A 15,597-nucleotide genomic window follows, 5' to 3' on the forward strand; every position below is an offset into this window, starting at 1 on the left:
CGCTGGGGGAGGACGTCGGCGGGGCGGGTGCGGCGCAGGACCGCGGTGATCCGGGCGACGACCTCGTCGATGTTGAACGGCTTGGTGATGTAGTCGTCGCCGAAGCCGAGCGCGCCGACGATCTCCGCGGGCGCGTCGCGCGCGGTCAGGAACACCAGGGCCAGGTCGGGCTGGCGCTCGCGCAGTTCACGGCCCAGCGCCCGGCCGTCGCCGTCCGGCAGCATCACGTCGAGGAGCGCGGCGTCGGGGCGCGTGCGCTCCGCGAGGGTGAGGGCCTGGCGGACGGTGCCCGCCGTCATCACCTCGAAGCGGTGGTAGCGCAGGGCGATGGCCAGGACGTCGGCGATGCTCGGCTCGTCCTCGACGACCAGGACGGTGGCCCCGTCGTACGCGCTCATGTCCCCGGTCTCCCCCTCGTGCCCCATGTGAGCGGTCATGTCCCCCAGTATCGGCCGGGGCACTGACATCGGGGCCGCCGCGCGCTTTGGAGTTCCTTGAGAGTCATGGCCGTGCCGTGTCCACGCCCGCGCCGCGCAGTCGATGCTGAGCCGCAGGACCTGGGGGACCAACCGACCGACGACTAAGGAGCGTTGAGGCGTGGCGACATTGGCACGGTGGTGCTATCGGCACCGGCTGGTGGTCCTGTTTCTGTGGGTGGGGGCCTTGTTCGGGGTGGGCTTCGCGGGTTCCGCCGCGGGCACGGACTACGCGAACAGCTTCTCCCTCCCGAACACGGACTCCACACGCGCGTACGACCTGATGGAGAAGGCCTTCCCGCAGAGCTCGGGCGACACCGACACGGTGGTGTGGAAGGTCGACGACGGGACGGTACGGGACGAGTCCGTACGCTCCCGGATCGAGCCCGCGCTCGAGGAGATCGGGCGCATGGAGGGCGTCGGCGAGGTCAGCAGCCCGTACGCCGCCCAGGGGGCCGCACAGATCAGCGAGGACGGGCGGATCGCCTACGCCCAGGTGACCTTCACCGAGCAGGCGAACAGCGTGCCCAAGGAGTTGGTGGAGGACGTCGTCGACACGGCGCAGGACGCCGAACGCGCCGGTCTCCAGGTGGAGCTGGGCGGTCAGGCGATCACCCGCGTCCAGGAGCCGCCGACGGGCATCGCCGAGTTGGTCGGCATCGTGGCCGCGGCCGTCGTCCTCTTCATCGCCTTCGGCTCGCTCTTCGCGATGCTGCTGCCGCTCGTCGTCGCGATCGCGGCGCTCGGTACGGGCCTGATGGCGACCTCGCTGCTCAGCCACGTCACCGACGTACCCGAAGTCGCCCCGCTGCTCGGCTCGTTGATCGGCCTCGGCGTCGGCATCGACTACGCGCTGTTCATCGTGACGCGGCACCGGAAGGGCATCCTGCGCGGGATGAAACCCGAGGAGGCGGCCGTAACCGCCCTCAACACCTCGGGCCGGGCGGTGCTGTTCGCGGGCGGCACGGTGTGCATCGCGCTCGCCGGAATGCTGGTGATGAACATGCGGTTCCTGGACGGCGTGGTCATCGCGACCTCCCTGACGGTCGTCCTGAGCGTGCTGGCCGCGACGACCCTGCTGCCCGCGCTCCTGGGACTGCTCGGCATGCGCGTCCTCAGCCGCAGGCAGCGGCGCCGGCTCGCCGCCGCGGGACCGGAGTCCGAGGAGGCCAGCGGCCTCGCGGCACGCTGGTCCGCGTTCGTCGAGCGGCGCCCGCGCTCGGTCGCCGTCATGGCACTGGTCGCGATGGTGATCCTCGCGCTGCCCGTCCTGTCGCTCCGGCTCGGCGCCACCGACCAGGGCAACCACCAGGAGTCGACGACCACACGACAGGCGTACGACCTGCTCGCCGAGGGCTTCGGGCCCGGCTTCAACGGCCCGCTCCAGGTGGTCGCCGAACGCGGCGACACGGACGCGCTCGTCTCGGCCATCCGCTCGACGGAGGGTGTCGCGCAGGTCGCCGCCGCGCCGCCCGCCCAGGGCATCACGGTGATCCAGGTCGTGCCGACCACATCACCGCAGTCCGAGCAGACGGACCAGCTCATCGACCGGCTGCGGGACGACGTGATCCCGGAGTCCGGCACCGAGGCCCATGTGGGCGGAGTGACCGCCATCTTCAAGGACTTCGCGTCCGTGACCGGCGACCGGCTGCCGTACTTCATCGCGGCGATCATCACGCTCGGGTTCCTGCTCCTCCTGGTGGCCTTCCGCTCCCTGGTGGTGCCGTTGACGGCCGCCCTGATGAACCTGATCGCGGCGGCCGCGTCCTTCGGTGTGCTGGTGGCGATCTTCCAGTGGGGCTGGGGTACGGAACTCCTCGGGGTCGGCAAGGAGGGGCCGATCACCGCCTTCTTGCCGGTCATCATGCTGTCGCTGCTCTTCGGGTTGTCGATGGACTACCAGGTGTTCCTGGTGAGCCGGATGCACGAGGAGTGGGTGCACACCAAGGACAACGCGCGGGCGGTCCGGGTCGGCCTCGCCGAGACCAGCCGGGTCATCAACTGCGCTGCCCTGATCATGATCTGCGTCTTCTCGGCCTTCGTGCTCAGCGGTGACATGGAGGGCGCGATGGCGGGCATCGGGCTGGCCGCGGCCGTCGCGCTCGACGCCTTCATCCTGCGTACGGCCCTGGTGCCGGCCGCGATGCACCTCCTGGGGAACTCCAACTGGTGGCTGCCGGACTGGCTGGAGAAGCGGCTGCCGCATCTCGCGGTGGAGCCGCGGGAGGAGACCGTCGAAGTCGGCGGGGCCACCGGGGCCGTCGAAAACGTGCCCCACGCGCGCGTGCCCGACGACAAGGCGCACTCCACCGTGGTTCACGGCTTCGTGCGCCGTGCGGACGGGGAGCCGGTCGAGGGCGCCGTACTGACCCTGCACTCCCAGGGCGGTGGCCTTCGCCTCGACCAGGTGACCTCTCTGGCCGACGGCTCGTACATCGTCTCGGTGCCCGGGCCGGGTGCGTACCTCCTGTCGGCCACGGCTGCCGGGCATGCCGCCCGCGCCCGCCAGGTGACGGTCGGCGAGGGGCCGCTGGTGTACGACGTGGAGCTCGCGGAGGACGAGGTGGACGCGGTGAACTGACCGCTACGGACCGCTGGTCGCCTGCTTGCTCGATTGCTCGGCGAGGAGGCCCAAGGCCCTTACGGCTTGGGCCTCTTCGCCATGTCCTGGTCGGACTTCTTCTTCGGATCGGGCAGTGCCTTCGTCATCCCCGGCAGGAAGTCCGTGAACAGTTCGTGCACCTCGCGGACCAGGGGCCGCAGCGTACGGAAGCGGGCCAGGGAGATGCCCAGGGCGGTGAGACGGGCGCCGCGATCCGCGAGACGGTAGCTGCGTTCGCGGCCTTCGGTGCGGTCGAAGACCCAGTACAGGACGAGCCCCATCTGGGAGAGCCACAGCAACTCGGGGAGCTGGTCCCGCAGTTCGGCCGGAACCTTGGCCTTGGAGCCGCTCAGTACCTCTCGGCAGACGCCGATCGCCTGCACGCGCGCGTGCTCCGACTCCGGGGAGAAGGGGCTGAGCGGGCTGTCGGGGTCGGCGGCGTTCTTGAAGAACTGCACCGCGAACTCGTGGTAGGGCTCGGCGACGTCCAGCCACGCCTTGAGAATCCCGGCGAATCGAGCCTCCAGTCCCGTCTCGCTCTCCAGGATCGACCGGACCGCCACCTGGTGTTCGGCGCCGATCCGGTCGTAGAAGCCCTGGATCAGATGCTCCTTGCCGGAGAAGTAGTAGTACGCGTTGCCGACGGAGACTCCGGCCTCCTTGGCGATGGCCCGCATCGTCGTCTTGTCGTAACCCCGCTCCTGGAACAGCCGCATCGCCGTCTCCAGGATGAGGGCACGCGTCTGCTCACTCTTGGCGGGCGTACGGGATGGGAGCGGCTCCTGTGACTCCGCGGAGCCTTTGGGCTCACGGGAGTCCGCGCGACGGCCCTCGCTCGCACTGTCTTTCGCTGCTGGCACGACACCAGAGCCTAGGCGCTCCGCTGGGGGTGCGGTTTGAAGCTGCGGGTTCGTCGTGGCTGGTCGCTCCCCCACTCTCGGCTGCTCCCCCAGTGCCTTAAGGGCCAGGGGGGACCCCCAGAGCGGGGGACCCTTCATCGCGGCGGAGCCGCAGAATGTCACAGCTCCGCCCTCTTGGGGGCGTGCGGCCCACCTCGGGGGCCCGGTGGCGCCTACGCCACGACCGGGGCTCGGGGTCGCCCCTGCGACCCCGAGCCGACGCCTGGGTCAGGCCCCGCAGCCGCCCACGCGTCGCGTGCTCACGGCGATGTCGTCCAGGCGGACGTCGTACGAGGGCGGCGTGGGGTCGGACTGGTAGAGCTGCCAGCCCAGCTTCAGTTTGTCGAAGGTCGGGAAGACGAAGTCGTCCTCGGTGCCGCCGTGGTTGTTGGTGGAGACCGTCAGGTCGGGCTGTTCCACGCCGTCCAGGTAGACCGTGACGCGGTTGTCCGTGGCGTCCAGGTGGAACTCGACGCACTGCCATTTTCCGGCCGTTGCGGGGGAGGACGTCTTCCAGGCGGTCCAGTCGCCGGTGGGGCCCAGGTCCGAGCCGACGCCCCAGAAGTTGCCCTTGTCGGTGGGGGCGTACTGGCCGCCGAGCGGGCGGACCAGCGTGGGGGAGTCGGAGCCGGAGGCCTCCGCGATGGTCCAGTGGGCCCAGTCGGGGGCCGTGGGGAAGTCGGCCACGCGCAAGCGGAGGCGGGCCCAGGCGCTGTTGCCGGGCACGGTGAGGTCGTCGAGGACGAGGAAGGCACGGCCGTCGCCCTCCGTACGGATACGGAGTTCGCGGCCGTGCCCGGTGGTGCTCGGCGCGACGGCCAGCGTGCCCCCTTCCGCGTCGGTGGTCCAGCCGCGGCCCTCGGTGACCGGGCCGAGAGGGAGGCGGTCGAAGTTCTCCCGTACGAGCGTGCCGTGCTTGTCGTGCGGGGCGGGGCCTGCCGAGGCCGTGGGGGGTATCGCGAGCAGCACCGCGGTGGCGGCTGCCAGCGCCGCGGCGGTCTTCCTCAGGGGTGCCAGGGATGCCATGGGCCCAGTCTGTAACAAGAGTCCCGTCCGTCACAGCAACTCGACCTGTGCGCACGGAAGTTGTGAGGTCGGTGCAACCACGCGAACAGGCAGCACGTGGTCATTTGTACGGGCAAGTCGCAACCCAGGCTGGCCCTCGCTCGGTCCAGCCTGACAACATGACGAGCGGTCGTGTCTATTTTTTCGCCTACCGGGTCATCAACCGGAGCACCGGAACACAGGAGTCGTCGCCTTGACTGAGCAGCCCCCGCAGCCCCCGAACCAGCCGCCGGGGTACGGGTATCCGAACGCCAACCCCAATCCCGACAAGGGGCAGAACCCCTACGCCGGCGGGCAGCAGCAGGGCCCGTACCAGCAGCAGCCCGGCTACGGGTACCCGCAGGGCGGCGGTTACCCGCCTCCCATGCCGCAGCAGCCCGGCATGTACACGGGTGATCCGAACGCCCCGTACGGCTACGACCCCTACGGGCGGCCGTACTCCGACAAGTCGAAGGTCGTCGCCGGAGTGCTCCAGCTGACGCTGGGCTACTTGGGCATCGGCCGGTTCTACATCGGCCACGTGGGGATCGGTATCGCCCAGCTTCTCACCTGCGGCGGCTTCGGCATCTGGGCGCTGATCGACGGCATCATCCTGCTGACCGGCAGCAACAACACCGACTCCGAAGGGCGGGTCCTGCGTGGCGGCTGAGTCCGGATCCGCGCCCGGATCCGTACTGCGGCACCCGGCGACGGCGCCACTTGCCGTTTTCGTCGCCGGGGCCGCCGGTGCCTGCTATCTCTACGGCACCGATCCGCATGAGCCGGGGCATCTGCTGCCCCAGTGCCCCTTCCGTCTCGTCACCGGGCTGCTGTGCCCGGCGTGCGGCGGGACTCGCATGGTGTACGACCTGATGCACGGTCACTTCAGTGCCGCCTGGCAGGACAACCGGCTTCTGCTGCTGGCCTCGCCGTTTGCACTGGCCCTGCTGGGGCGGTGGGCCATCGAGGGCCTGCGCGGCCGGCGGTGGCGGCCTGAACTCGGGCGCGTCGCCCAGGCGTTGGTGCTTGTCGTGGCGGTTGTTTGGACCGTGGTCCGCAACCTGCACTGAGCGCTGCACTGGGCATGCGTTTCGACTGCGGGCGCGTCGTGGCTGGTCGCGCCCACGCGGCGCAGCCGCAGCTGTCACAGTCTGCGCCCCTAAAGGCGCGTAATGCACCGGACTTCGAACAAGTGTCAAGTGACCTTTCAGCCAACGGGTCACGGAACGAATACGATCAGCCCACCTATCTCGTCCCACCCCCTCCGCCCCCCTAAGCTTCATGATCCGCAGGGGGGGGACGAGCACATGCGCATGCGTGCGGTTTGTCATGGGTTTTCCTCCTGCGAACCGCTCGGAACATTCCGTTCCACAATCCTCTGTATGCCAGGAGCAACTCGCGCATGTCTGTCCCCGTCCCCACCCCTGACGCCCCGTTCGGTTACGACCCGCAGGGTCGCCCGTACTCCGACAAGTCCAAGGTCGTCGCGGGCATTCTCCAGCTCTTCCTGGGCTACTTGGGCATCGGCCGCTTCTACGTCGGTTCCGTCGGCGTGGGCGTCGCTCAGCTCCTCACCTGCGGTGGGCTCGGCATCTGGGCTCTGATCGACGCGATCCTGTTCTTCACGAGCAACGACCGCACCGACAATCAGGGCCGCGTGCTCCGCGGCTGACACCCGCTCACAGCCCGGAGTACCCCGCAGTACGCCGAGGGCCCCGTCTCCCAGTGGAGACGGGGCCCTCGCGCGCATACAGGAACTCAGTACCGGCGAGTGATCAGCGCCCGCTTCACTTCCTGGATCGCCTTCGTGACCTCGATACCGCGCGGACAGGCGTCCGTGCAGTTGAACGTCGTACGGCAACGCCACACGCCGTCCTTGTCGTTGAGGATCTCCAGGCGCTGTTCGCCCGCCTCGTCACGGCTGTCGAAGATGAAGCGGTGGGCGTTGACGATGGCGGCGGGGCCGAAGTACTGGCCGTCGTTCCAGAACACCGGGCACGAGGACGTGCAGGCGGCGCAGAGGATGCACTTCGTGGTGTCGTCGAAGCGTTCGCGGTCCTCGGCCGTCTGGAAGCGCTCGCGCGTCGGCTCGTTGGTGTCCTTCGTGATGAGGAAGGGCATGACGTCGCGGTAGGCCTGGAAGAACGGCTCCATGTCGACCACGAGGTCCTTCAGGACCGTCAGGCCCTTGATGGGCTCCACCGTGATCGGCTTCTCGGGGCTGATGTCCTTGATCAGCGTCTTGCAGGCGAGCCGGTTCTTGCCGTTGATCCGCATGGCGTCCGAGCCGCAGATGCCGTGCGCACAGGAGCGGCGGAACGTCAGCGTCCCGTCCATGTCCCACTTGATCTTGTGCAGCGCGTCGAGGACGCGCTCCTTCGGGTCGATCTCGACCTGGAAGTCCTCCCAGGCCGCCTCCGCGGAGACCTCCGAGTTGAAGCGGCGGATCCGGAAGGTGACCGTGATGTACGGGGAGTCGGCGAAGCCCGGCTCAGGCTTGGCGTCTTCCTTCTCGAAGGTCGGGGTTGCCATCAGTACTTACGCTCCATCGGCTGGTAGCGGGTCTGGACGACCGGCTTGTAGTCGAGCCGGATCGACTCGGTGCCGTCGTCGCCCACCGCGCGGTACGCCATGGTGTGGCGCATGAAGTTGACGTCGTCGCGGTTCGGGTAGTCCTCGCGGTAGTGACCGCCGCGCGACTCCTTGCGGGCCAGCGCGGAGACGGCCATGACCTCGGCGAGGTCGAGCAGGTTGCCCAGCTCGATGGCCTCCAGGAGGTCGGTGTTGAACCGCTTGCCCTTGTCCTGGACCGAGACGTTCTTGAAGCGGGCACGCAGCTCGGCGAGCTTCTCGACCGCCGTCTTGATGGTCTGCTCCGTACGGAACACCATCACGTTGGCGTCCATCGTCTCCTGGAGCTCGCGGCGCAGCTCGGACACCCGCTCGGTGCCGGTCGAGTCGCGCAGCATCTCGACCTGGCCGATCACGAACTCCGCCGGGTTCTCCGGCAGTTCGACGAACTCGGCCTTCTGGGAGTAGTCCGCCGCGGCGATCCCGGCCCGCTTGCCGAACACGTTGATGTCGAGCAGCGAGTTGGTGCCCAGCCGGTTCGCGCCGTGCACCGACACACAGGCGACCTCGCCGGCCGCGTACAGACCCGGCACGACCGTGGTGTTGTCGAGCAGCACCTCACCCTCGACGTTCGTCGGGATGCCGCCCATCGCGTAGTGCGCGGTGGGCTGGATCGGGATCGGGTCGGTGTACGGCTCGATGCCCAGGTACGTACGGGCGAACTCGGTGATGTCCGGGAGCTTGGCGTCCAGCTGCTCCGGCGGGAGGTGCGTGAGGTCGAGGTAGACGTGGTCGCCCTCGGGGCCGCAGCCACGGCCCTCGCGGATCTCCGTGTAGATGGACCGCGAGACGACGTCACGCGACGCCAGGTCCTTCATGACCGGCGCGTACTTCTCCATGAAGCGCTCGCCGTCCTTGTTGCGGAGGATGCCGCCCTCACCGCGGGCGCCTTCCGTCAGCAGGATGCCCATGCGCCAGATGCCGGTCGGGTGGAACTGGAAGAACTCCATGTCCTCCAGCGGGATGCCCCGCCGGTACACGGCGGCCTGGCCGTCACCGGTCAGGGTGTGCGCGTTCGACGTCACCTTGAAGAACTTGCCGCAGCCGCCGGACGCGTAGACCACGGCCTTCGCCTGGAAGATGTGGATCTCGCCGGTCGCCAGCTCGTACGCGACTACGCCCGCCGACTTCTTGACGCCGTCGACCTCGGTGATCAGCTGGTCCAGGACGTAGAACTCGTTGAAGAACTCCACGCCCTCCTTGACGCAGTTCTGGTACAGCGTCTGGAGGATCATGTGGCCGGTGCGGTCGGCCGCGTAGCAGGACCGGCGGACCGGGGCCTCGCCGTGGTTACGGCTGTGACCGCCGAAGCGGCGCTGGTCGATCGTGCCGTTCGGCGTGCGGTTGAACGGCAGGCCCATCTTCTCCAGGTCGAGGACCGAGTCGATGGCCTCCTTCGCCAGGATCTCGGCGGCGTCCTGGTCGACCAGGTAGTCACCGCCCTTGACCGTGTCGAAGGTGTGCCACTCCCAGTTGTCCTCCTCCACGTTCGCCAGCGCGGCGGCCATGCCGCCCTGCGCGGCGCCCGTGTGGGAGCGGGTCGGGTAGAGCTTGGTCAGCACCGCGGTCCGGCTGCGCTTCGTCGACTCGATGGCGGCGCGCATGCCGGCGCCACCCGCGCCGACGATGACGGTGTCGTACTTGTGGATCTTCATGAGTCTCGTAGCCCCGGATCTAGCGGATGTTCGGGTCGAAGGTGAAGATCACCAGCGTGCCCAGCAGGATGGTGAACACCGTGGCGGTGTAGAGCAGGCCCTTGAGCCACAGCCGGGTGTTCGGCCGCTCCGCGTAGTCGTTGATGACCGTACGCAGGCCGTTGGCGCCGTGCAGCATCGCCAGCCACAGCATGGCGAGGTCCCAGGTCTGCCACCAGGGCGAGGCCCAGCGGCCGGCCACGAAGGCGAAGCCGATCTTGGAGACGCCGCCGTCGAGGACGAGCTGGATCAGCAGGTGGCCGATGACCAGGACGACCAGGACGATGCCGGACAGCCGCATGAACAGCCATGCGGCCATCTCGAAGTTGCCACGGGTCGACTTGGGGGTCTTCTTGGTGCGCTGCCGCGGGGCCTCGATGTACGGCGCCGGGTTGTCGACGCTGTACGCCGTCTCGCCCGCGCCCTCGACGGGGCCGATGCCGGAGGCGGCGCTCTTCTCAGTAGTGGACATCAGGCTCAGCTCCCGAAGACTTCGCGAACGGCGTGGCCGAGGATCGGGTACAGCGCCCCGATCATCAGCACGACCCAGATGCCCATGACCGTCCAGAGCATCTGCTTCTGGTAGCGCGGGCCCTTGGACCAGAAGTCGACGGCGATGACCCGCAGACCGTTGAGCGCGTGGAAGAGGATCGCGGCGACGAGGCCGTACTCCAGCAGCGCGACGATCGGCGTCTTGTAGGTGGCCACGACGTTGTCGTAGGCCTCGGGGGAGACACGGACGAGAGCGGTGTCCAGCACGTGTACGAACAGGAAGAAGAAGATGAGGACGCCGGTGACTCGATGAGCCACCCAGGACCACATTCCTTCCCGGCCGCGGTACAGCGTTCCAGCCGGCACGGAATTTCCTCCGGGAGCGGGGATCGGGGCCGCGCCGGCTTGTGCTGTCGGTCGGGCCCGGCCGGGTACGGTCCACCGGCCCTGGCCATCGTAGCGACGTGCTGTCGGGATGCTTACAGCGGGCCTACCCGATGTGATCCAAAAGGCAGTGTCCGGCTACCGAGGGCGGCTTCCCCTAGAGGGGCGCCCCCGCACGGGCCATACGTGACAAGCGCCCTCTTGTCAGGGCGCGCAGCTCTTCCGCCGTGAGGCAACGTTCCTCCTCGGGATCGTTTGCCAAACGTGACCGGATGGCGGCGAGCACCTGGTCGAGAGCTTCCTCGGGGGACATGTCGTCGAGGCAGATGACGAACACGTGGCCGAAGCGGGCCTCGTACGCCGCGTGGGCCGCGCTCAGGGCCGTATGGGCCACGGAGTGGGCGTCGGCGGGGATGTGCGGGAGGGGCTCGCGGGCCAGGGCCTCGGATAGGTCGGCGGGAGACAGGTCGTATGCCGCCTCGTCGGCCGCGGCGAGCAGGGCGGCCAGGTCCGGGTAGGGGCGGTGGGCGGCGAGGCGGCGGGCCCAGCGGTGGCTGCCGCAGCAGGCGAGCAGGGCCCGTTCGGCCGTGTCGGCGGGTGCGGCGTTGAACCGCTCCAGGCCTGTGGGGCTCGGTCTGGAGCGGGTCTGCCCGGGTAGGGCGACGACCTGCCCGGAGTGGCGAGAAGGACGGTGCGCAGGCAGTGTGGGGTTCCTCGGCGGTCCGGTGAAGCTCCTGTGGGGGCCTCACGTATGAAACGGGAGTGGATCAAGTGTGAGATGTGACATTCACGCTATCGAGGCTGACGGAAGGTGTCCGTCGGATGCCCGAATTTCACCCGGACGGCAGAGTTTCGGATCGTGTGGTGGACGGGGGCGTGGTGAGGTGAGGGCTAGGGCCAAGACCTAGGTTCGCGGGGGGAACGAGCAAGGCAAATGATTGGGTGATCTGTGGTGAACAGGCGTGGGCGCCGGGCGATGACGGGCCGGAGGGCCCAGTCGGCCAGGAGCCGGAGGCCTCTGTTGGTCGGGACCGGAGTGGCCGTGGCGGCGGCCGCGGCGCTGACGGTCTCTCTGTGGCCGAGCGGGGGCAGTGGCGCGCCGATGACACAGCAGCCCACCGACCCGCCCACGGCCTCGCCCTCGCCCAGTCGTACGTACCCGATGTCGACGACGCCTCGGACGATCCCGGCCGTACGCGAGCACACCCCCGCCCGCGGACCCGGCTGGCGTCCGGCCGACGGGAGCCGCGTGGTCGTGAACGACGCCGACCTCGCGGACGAGGGCCGACTGCTCGCCGGGGAGCTGAAGCTCAGGTACGCGGGGACGGGCGAGGCCCGCGACGGGGACGTACAACTGGCGCTCACCGACGAGGACGCCGGAGCCGAGTCGTACACGATGGCCGTGCGGGACGGCCGGGTGCGGATCAGCGGGCCCGCCGACGCGGGCGTCTTCTACGGGACGCGCACCCTGAAGCAGGCGGTGCGTGCGGACGGTACGGCGCCCGAGGGGGTCGTACGCGACAGCCCCGCGAAGCCGCAGCGCGGGTTCATGCTGGACATCGCGCGCAAGCACTTCACGGCCGGGTGGATCGAGGACCGGATCCGTGAGCTGGGCGATCTGAAGTACAACCAATTGGGGCTGCACTTCTCCGACGACCAGGGCTTCCGGATCGAGTCCGACAAGCATCCCGAGGTCGTGTCGGAGCAGCATCTGACCAAGGCCGAGGTGCGCCGCATCCTCGACCTCGCCGCGAGCCGGCACATCACCGTCGTCCCCGAGATCGACTCGCCGGGCCACCTCGGTGCGGTGCTCGACGCGCACCCCGACCTCCAGCTGCGCAATGTGAACGGCGTGGCCGCGCAAGGGGCCGTCGACATCTCCAAGCCCGCGGCGGCGGAGCTCGTGGACGAGCTGCTGAACGAGTACGCGGAGCTGTTCCCCGGGCGTTACTGGCACCTGGGCGCCGACGAGTACCGGGCGCTGATGGTCTCGAACCCCGAGGCCTCGTATCCGCAGCTGGCCGCGGCCGCGCAGAGGAAGTACGGGGCGAACGCGGGCGTCGCGGACCTGGCGGCCGGGTGGCTCAACGACCGCGCCAAGCTGATGCGCGGGCACGACCGGACGATGCGGGCCTGGAACGACGGCTTCTTCCCCGGGGGCGCCGTCCAGGCCGCCGACGACATCCAGGTCGCGTACTGGACGGGCAAGGAGATCGGTGCCCGCCAGCCCATCGAGTACCTGCGGGACGGCCGCAAGGTGATCAACTACAACGACGAGTTCCTCTACTACGTCCTCGGCCAGCCGAACCAGTTCGTCTACCCCACCGGGCAGCGCATCTACGAGCAGTGGACACCCCTCGTCCTGCGAGGCACGACCCCGGTCTCCCAGCAGTACGACGACCAGATCCTCGGCGGCTCCTTCGCGGTCTGGTGCGATCTCGCGAACTCCCAGACCCAGGACCAGGTGGCCTCGGGGATCCGGATGCCGCTGCGGGCGCTGGGGCAGAAGCTGTGGGATCCGCGGACGCCGGAAGCGTCGTGGGGTCAGTTCACCGAACTGGCGCAGAAGCTGGGCTGACGTCGAGCCTGTGCGGTTGGGGCGAGTTGACCGTTTCGGTGGCGAACGGCCGTACGACTGTGATGACGTTGGGGCCGAGTTGAACTGCTGCAACGCCGGGGGGAGCCGGAATGGGTTACTGGGGCTACTACGTCGTCGGCAGGAGCGAGTCGCCGCTCGCCGATCTGGACGCGTTGGCGGAGGCCAAGGGGCTGACGCTGCATGAGAGGGCCGACGACGGCTGGCAGGTGTGGGAGTACCCGATCGAGGACGGCACCGGTGATGTCGGGAACATGAGCCACCTCGCCGAGGAGACGGGCGCGCCCGCGCTCTTCGGGTACGTCATGGACAGCGCCTGCGTGATCGTGGAGGCCGCCGCGCCGGAGAGCGCGTCGTGGACGGGCTGCCTGGCACGGGACGCGATGGCCGGTTACGTAGGGGGTGCCGAGAACGGGCTGACGGTCGAGGACTACTTCCTGGAGCCCCGCGACGCCGCCGAGCGGGCCGTGGCCTGGGCCGCCGCGGCGGGACGTACGGCGGAGGAGGAGCAGCTTCTCGAGGTGTTCACCGCGGACGCGGACCCGTCCGCCGAGATGCTCTTCTTCCAGTTCCTGGACCGGCTCGGGGTGATGCGTGGCTGAGACCTCGCGAGATCCGGCGAGATCCGGCCACTCCGCACTGTGACGTTCCGGCCACGGAGGACGCAGTAAGGGGAAGTGCGGGCTCCGCAACAAGAGGCGCCCCACCGTAGGGAGGCGTGGATGAGCCTGGTGGAACTGATCGCTCAGGCCGACGAACGCGGTCTTGCCGCCAGCGGTCTGGCGTGCCTGGACCGCTGCATACCCTTGCTGGGCGGTGACGACGAGGCGCTGCGCCCGCTGTGGGCGAGCCTCGCCGAGGGAGCCGAGACCGCGGACTGGGGCGAGCGCGTGGAGCGGGCCCGGGCGGAGCTGGTTGCCTCTCAGGCTCCGGATGTCCTGGAAGCCTCCGAGGGCGAGGCCGCCGCGCTCGCCCACCGCATGCTCGACGCCGCACCGGTGGAGCGCTCCGCCGAGAACCTGCGCGAATGGGCCGACGCCTGCTCGGTGGCCGCCCTCCAGGTGCACCGGCTGCTGGACGCGGCGGACGACAGCGCGTCCTCGGTGTCGGCCCGCCGCGAGGGCCGTACGCAGGACATGTCGCCCCTCGTCGCCGCCGAACTGCGCCGCCAGATCGCCATACTCGAGCTGCTGTCCGGCGGCGGCCCCGCGAGTCTGCGGCAGGCTCTGGACCTGTCCACGGAGGGGCGGCGCGTACTGCGCGCGGTCGTGTCCCGGCGGGCCCGCGGGCGGGTCTGAGAGGCGACCTCAGGAGGCTGCCCGCCCGCGTGCGCTGTGACGTTTCCGGCCATCCCGGCGCTGATCGCCTTGGGGGACAGGCCCAGGGCACGCCTTCGAGGTGATCCATGACGCGTGGCGCGGATCTCGGTACGAACTCGGTGCGAACGAGGACAGTGTTGGGCCAGGCAGGCGAACCCCGCCGCGGACAGGCGGCCGACGGGGAACTGGGCGTGGCCGTCGCACGGGCGCAGGAAGACGACGAGGACGCCTTCTCGGTCGCGTACCGAATGGTGCAGCCCGGACTGCTCGGCTATCTGCGCGGTCTGGTCGGTGACGACGCGGAGGACGTGGCCTCGGACGCCTGGCTGGAAATCGCCCGGGATCTGGGGCGGTTCCGCGGGGACGGGGCCGGATTCCGCGGCTGGACCGCGACCATCGCCCGGCACCGGGCGCTCGACCATCTGCGGCGGCAGAAGACCCGGCCGCGGCCGACGGTGCTGGAACAGGACGTCCTGGGACTCCCCGGCGTACACGACACGCACGAGCAGGCACTGGAGTCGATCTCCACGGAGTACGCCCTGGAGCTGGTCTCGCGACTGCCGCGCGACCAGGCCGAGGCCGTGCTGCTGCGGGTCGTGGTCGGCCTCGACGGCCCCGCCGCGGCGCGTGTGCTGGGCAAGCGTCCCGGAGCGGTACGTACCGCCGCATACCGGGGCTTGAAGACCCTCGCCCGCCAGTTGGGTGCCGAAGGTGTGACGGATGACGGCCCGAGGACGCTGGGGGAGTCGGGATGAACGGCACGCGATCTTTGGGCAAGGGTGGACTCGGACATGGGTGAACGACACGACGCACCCACCCTTGAGGACCTCCTCGCCGCCGCCGTACGCGCCGACTCCCTCGACCCCGGCGCCGAGGACCGGGCCCTCGCCGCCTTCCGCACCGCCCGCCAGTCGGGAGCCCATGGCGCGCGCACCCGGTGGCGGGACGACTGGCGGCCGCGGGCCCACCGCAGGCTCGGGCGTTCGCTGCGGGCGACGCTGGCCGCGCTGATGGTGAGCGCGACCCTCGGCGGGGTGGCCATCGCGTCGATCGGCTCGATCGGCCCCTCGGACGACGGCAGGGACGTACCGCGGCCCTCGAAGAGCGCACCGGACAGGACCTCGGAGGATCCCGCCGCCGGGCCCGGGACGCCCGGGCAGAGCGACGGTTTCTCCGCCACACCCTCCGACCGGCCGCCGCCCGCCCGGGACCATGAGGCCGGGCCCTCCGGTCAGCCGGTCAAGAAGCCGGGCTCACCGGACCCCCGTACGGGCGACAGGTCGGCCACTCCGAACCAGCCCGCCAGTCCGAGCCAATCGGCGACTCCGAATCAGCCGCCCCATTCGAACCAGCCGGCCACTCCGAATCAGCCGACCAACCCGAGCGAGCCCGGCAAGGCGGCCACACCTTCGGAGAACTCCGGCGACGGCTCCACCAAGGGCCCGAAGAACTGATCCGGC

17 protein-coding genes are annotated in these 15,597 nt (G+C 69.7%); 9 read left to right on the forward strand and 8 right to left on the reverse strand.

Going from position 1 to position 15,597, the window contains the following annotated elements:
* Positions 1-398, reverse strand: a 398-nt coding sequence (locus G6048_RS28585; RefSeq protein ID WP_165342495.1) for a response regulator transcription factor, incomplete at its 3' end; no start/stop codon positions are given.
* A gap of 208 nt (positions 399-606) precedes the next feature.
* Here G6048_RS28585 and G6048_RS28590 point away from each other — a divergent pair.
* Positions 607-3,057, forward strand: coding sequence for an MMPL family transporter (locus G6048_RS28590; protein ID WP_165342496.1), 2,451 nt, complete (start codon positions 607-609; stop codon positions 3,055-3,057).
* A 59-nt stretch (positions 3,058-3,116) separates the two neighbouring features.
* Here G6048_RS28590 and G6048_RS28595 read toward each other — a convergent pair whose 3' ends face one another.
* Both G6048_RS28595 and G6048_RS28600 read right to left on the reverse strand, forming a co-directional pair.
* Positions 3,117-3,938, reverse strand: coding sequence for a TetR/AcrR family transcriptional regulator (locus tag G6048_RS28595; protein WP_328827223.1), 822 nt, complete (start codon positions 3,936-3,938; stop codon positions 3,117-3,119).
* A gap of 267 nt (positions 3,939-4,205) precedes the next feature.
* Complete coding sequence (locus tag G6048_RS28600) at positions 4,206-4,994, reverse strand: LamG domain-containing protein (protein ID WP_165342498.1); 789 nt, start codon at positions 4,992-4,994, stop codon at positions 4,206-4,208.
* Between the two features lie 241 nt (positions 4,995-5,235).
* Between G6048_RS28600 and G6048_RS28605 the strand changes: the two genes are divergently transcribed.
* The 3 genes from G6048_RS28605 to G6048_RS28615 all read left to right on the forward strand — a co-directional run bounded on the left by G6048_RS28605 (position 5,236) and on the right by G6048_RS28615 (position 6,693).
* Positions 5,236-5,691, forward strand: coding sequence for a TM2 domain-containing protein (locus G6048_RS28605; RefSeq protein ID WP_165342475.1), 456 nt, complete (start codon positions 5,236-5,238; stop codon positions 5,689-5,691).
* Positions 5,681-6,091, forward strand: coding sequence for a DUF2752 domain-containing protein (locus tag G6048_RS28610; RefSeq protein ID WP_165342476.1), 411 nt, complete (start codon positions 5,681-5,683; stop codon positions 6,089-6,091). Before G6048_RS28605 ends, G6048_RS28610 begins: the two co-directional genes overlap by 11 nt.
* A 332-nt stretch (positions 6,092-6,423) precedes the next feature.
* A complete protein-coding gene (locus G6048_RS28615; RefSeq protein ID WP_165342477.1) occupies positions 6,424-6,693 on the forward strand; it encodes a TM2 domain-containing protein in 270 nt (89 codons plus the stop codon).
* 86 nt (positions 6,694-6,779) lie between these two features.
* Here G6048_RS28615 and G6048_RS28620 read toward each other — a convergent pair whose 3' ends face one another.
* The 5 genes from G6048_RS28620 to G6048_RS28640 all read right to left on the reverse strand — a co-directional run bounded on the left by G6048_RS28620 (position 6,780) and on the right by G6048_RS28640 (position 10,925).
* Positions 6,780-7,553 carry a succinate dehydrogenase iron-sulfur subunit gene (locus G6048_RS28620; protein ID WP_165342478.1) on the reverse strand — a complete coding sequence of 258 codons (774 nt, stop codon included), beginning with the start codon at positions 7,551-7,553 and terminating at the stop codon, positions 6,780-6,782.
* Entirely contained in the window at positions 7,553-9,307 is a 1,755-nt protein-coding gene (sdhA, locus tag G6048_RS28625; protein ID WP_165342479.1) for a succinate dehydrogenase flavoprotein subunit, read from the reverse strand. Before sdhA ends, G6048_RS28620 begins: the two co-directional genes overlap by 1 nt.
* Positions 9,308-9,326: 19 nt before the next feature.
* Entirely contained in the window at positions 9,327-9,818 is a 492-nt protein-coding gene (locus G6048_RS28630; RefSeq protein WP_165342480.1) for a succinate dehydrogenase hydrophobic membrane anchor subunit, read from the reverse strand.
* A 5-nt stretch (positions 9,819-9,823) separates the two neighbouring features.
* Positions 9,824-10,204, reverse strand: a complete 381-nt coding sequence (gene sdhC, locus G6048_RS28635) for a succinate dehydrogenase, cytochrome b556 subunit (RefSeq protein ID WP_165342481.1) — start codon at positions 10,202-10,204, stop codon at positions 9,824-9,826.
* A 175-nt stretch (positions 10,205-10,379) separates the two neighbouring features.
* Positions 10,380-10,925: a 2-oxo-4-hydroxy-4-carboxy-5-ureidoimidazoline decarboxylase gene (locus G6048_RS28640; protein WP_165342499.1), complete on the reverse strand. Its 546-nt coding sequence runs from the start codon at positions 10,923-10,925 to the stop codon at positions 10,380-10,382.
* A gap of 399 nt (positions 10,926-11,324) precedes the next feature.
* Here G6048_RS28640 and G6048_RS28645 point away from each other — a divergent pair, with 399 nt between their 5' ends.
* The 5 genes from G6048_RS28645 (at position 11,325) to G6048_RS28665 (ending at position 15,591) form a co-directional block, all read left to right on the forward strand.
* Complete coding sequence (locus G6048_RS28645) at positions 11,325-12,800, forward strand: family 20 glycosylhydrolase (RefSeq protein ID WP_235990446.1); 1,476 nt, start codon at positions 11,325-11,327, stop codon at positions 12,798-12,800.
* 110 nt (positions 12,801-12,910) lie between these two features.
* Positions 12,911-13,420, forward strand: a complete 510-nt coding sequence (locus G6048_RS28650; RefSeq protein ID WP_165342482.1) for a hypothetical protein — start codon at positions 12,911-12,913, stop codon at positions 13,418-13,420.
* A gap of 120 nt (positions 13,421-13,540) precedes the next feature.
* The gene (locus G6048_RS28655) at positions 13,541-14,116 is read left to right on the forward strand and encodes a hypothetical protein (protein ID WP_165342483.1); all 576 of its coding nucleotides are present in this window, start codon (positions 13,541-13,543) and stop codon (positions 14,114-14,116) included.
* A gap of 158 nt (positions 14,117-14,274) precedes the next feature.
* Positions 14,275-14,892 (forward strand): RNA polymerase sigma factor, encoded by a 618-nt coding sequence (locus G6048_RS28660; RefSeq protein WP_165342501.1) that lies wholly within the window; start codon positions 14,275-14,277, stop codon positions 14,890-14,892.
* 36 nt (positions 14,893-14,928) lie between these two features.
* Positions 14,929-15,591, forward strand: a complete 663-nt coding sequence (locus G6048_RS28665) for a hypothetical protein (protein WP_165342484.1) — start codon at positions 14,929-14,931, stop codon at positions 15,589-15,591.
* The last annotated feature ends 6 nt before the right edge of the window (positions 15,592-15,597 follow it).

The organism is Streptomyces ureilyticus (assembly GCF_011045025.1).
Taxonomy (GTDB): domain Bacteria; phylum Actinomycetota; class Actinomycetes; order Streptomycetales; family Streptomycetaceae; genus Streptomyces; species Streptomyces ureilyticus.

Bases quoted from the DNA above. Each gene is read 5' to 3' on its own strand.
- G6048_RS28650 (WP_165342482.1), top strand. From the start codon at position 12,911: ATGGGTTACTGGGGCTACTACGTCGTCGGCAGGAGCGAGTCGCCGCTC.
- G6048_RS28655 (WP_165342483.1), top strand. From the start codon at position 13,541: ATGAGCCTGGTGGAACTGATCGCTCAGGCCGACGAACGCGGTCTTGCC.
- G6048_RS28665 (WP_165342484.1), top strand. From the start codon at position 14,929: ATGGGTGAACGACACGACGCACCCACCCTTGAGGACCTCCTCGCCGCC.
- sdhA (WP_165342479.1), bottom strand. From the start codon at position 9,307: ATGAAGATCCACAAGTACGACACCGTCATCGTCGGCGCGGGTGGCGCC.
- G6048_RS28645 (WP_235990446.1), top strand. From the start codon at position 11,325: ATGACACAGCAGCCCACCGACCCGCCCACGGCCTCGCCCTCGCCCAGT.
- G6048_RS28620 (WP_165342478.1), bottom strand. From the start codon at position 7,553: ATGGCAACCCCGACCTTCGAGAAGGAAGACGCCAAGCCTGAGCCGGGC.
- G6048_RS28615 (WP_165342477.1), top strand. From the start codon at position 6,424: ATGTCTGTCCCCGTCCCCACCCCTGACGCCCCGTTCGGTTACGACCCG.
- G6048_RS28630 (WP_165342480.1), bottom strand. From the start codon at position 9,818: ATGTCCACTACTGAGAAGAGCGCCGCCTCCGGCATCGGCCCCGTCGAG.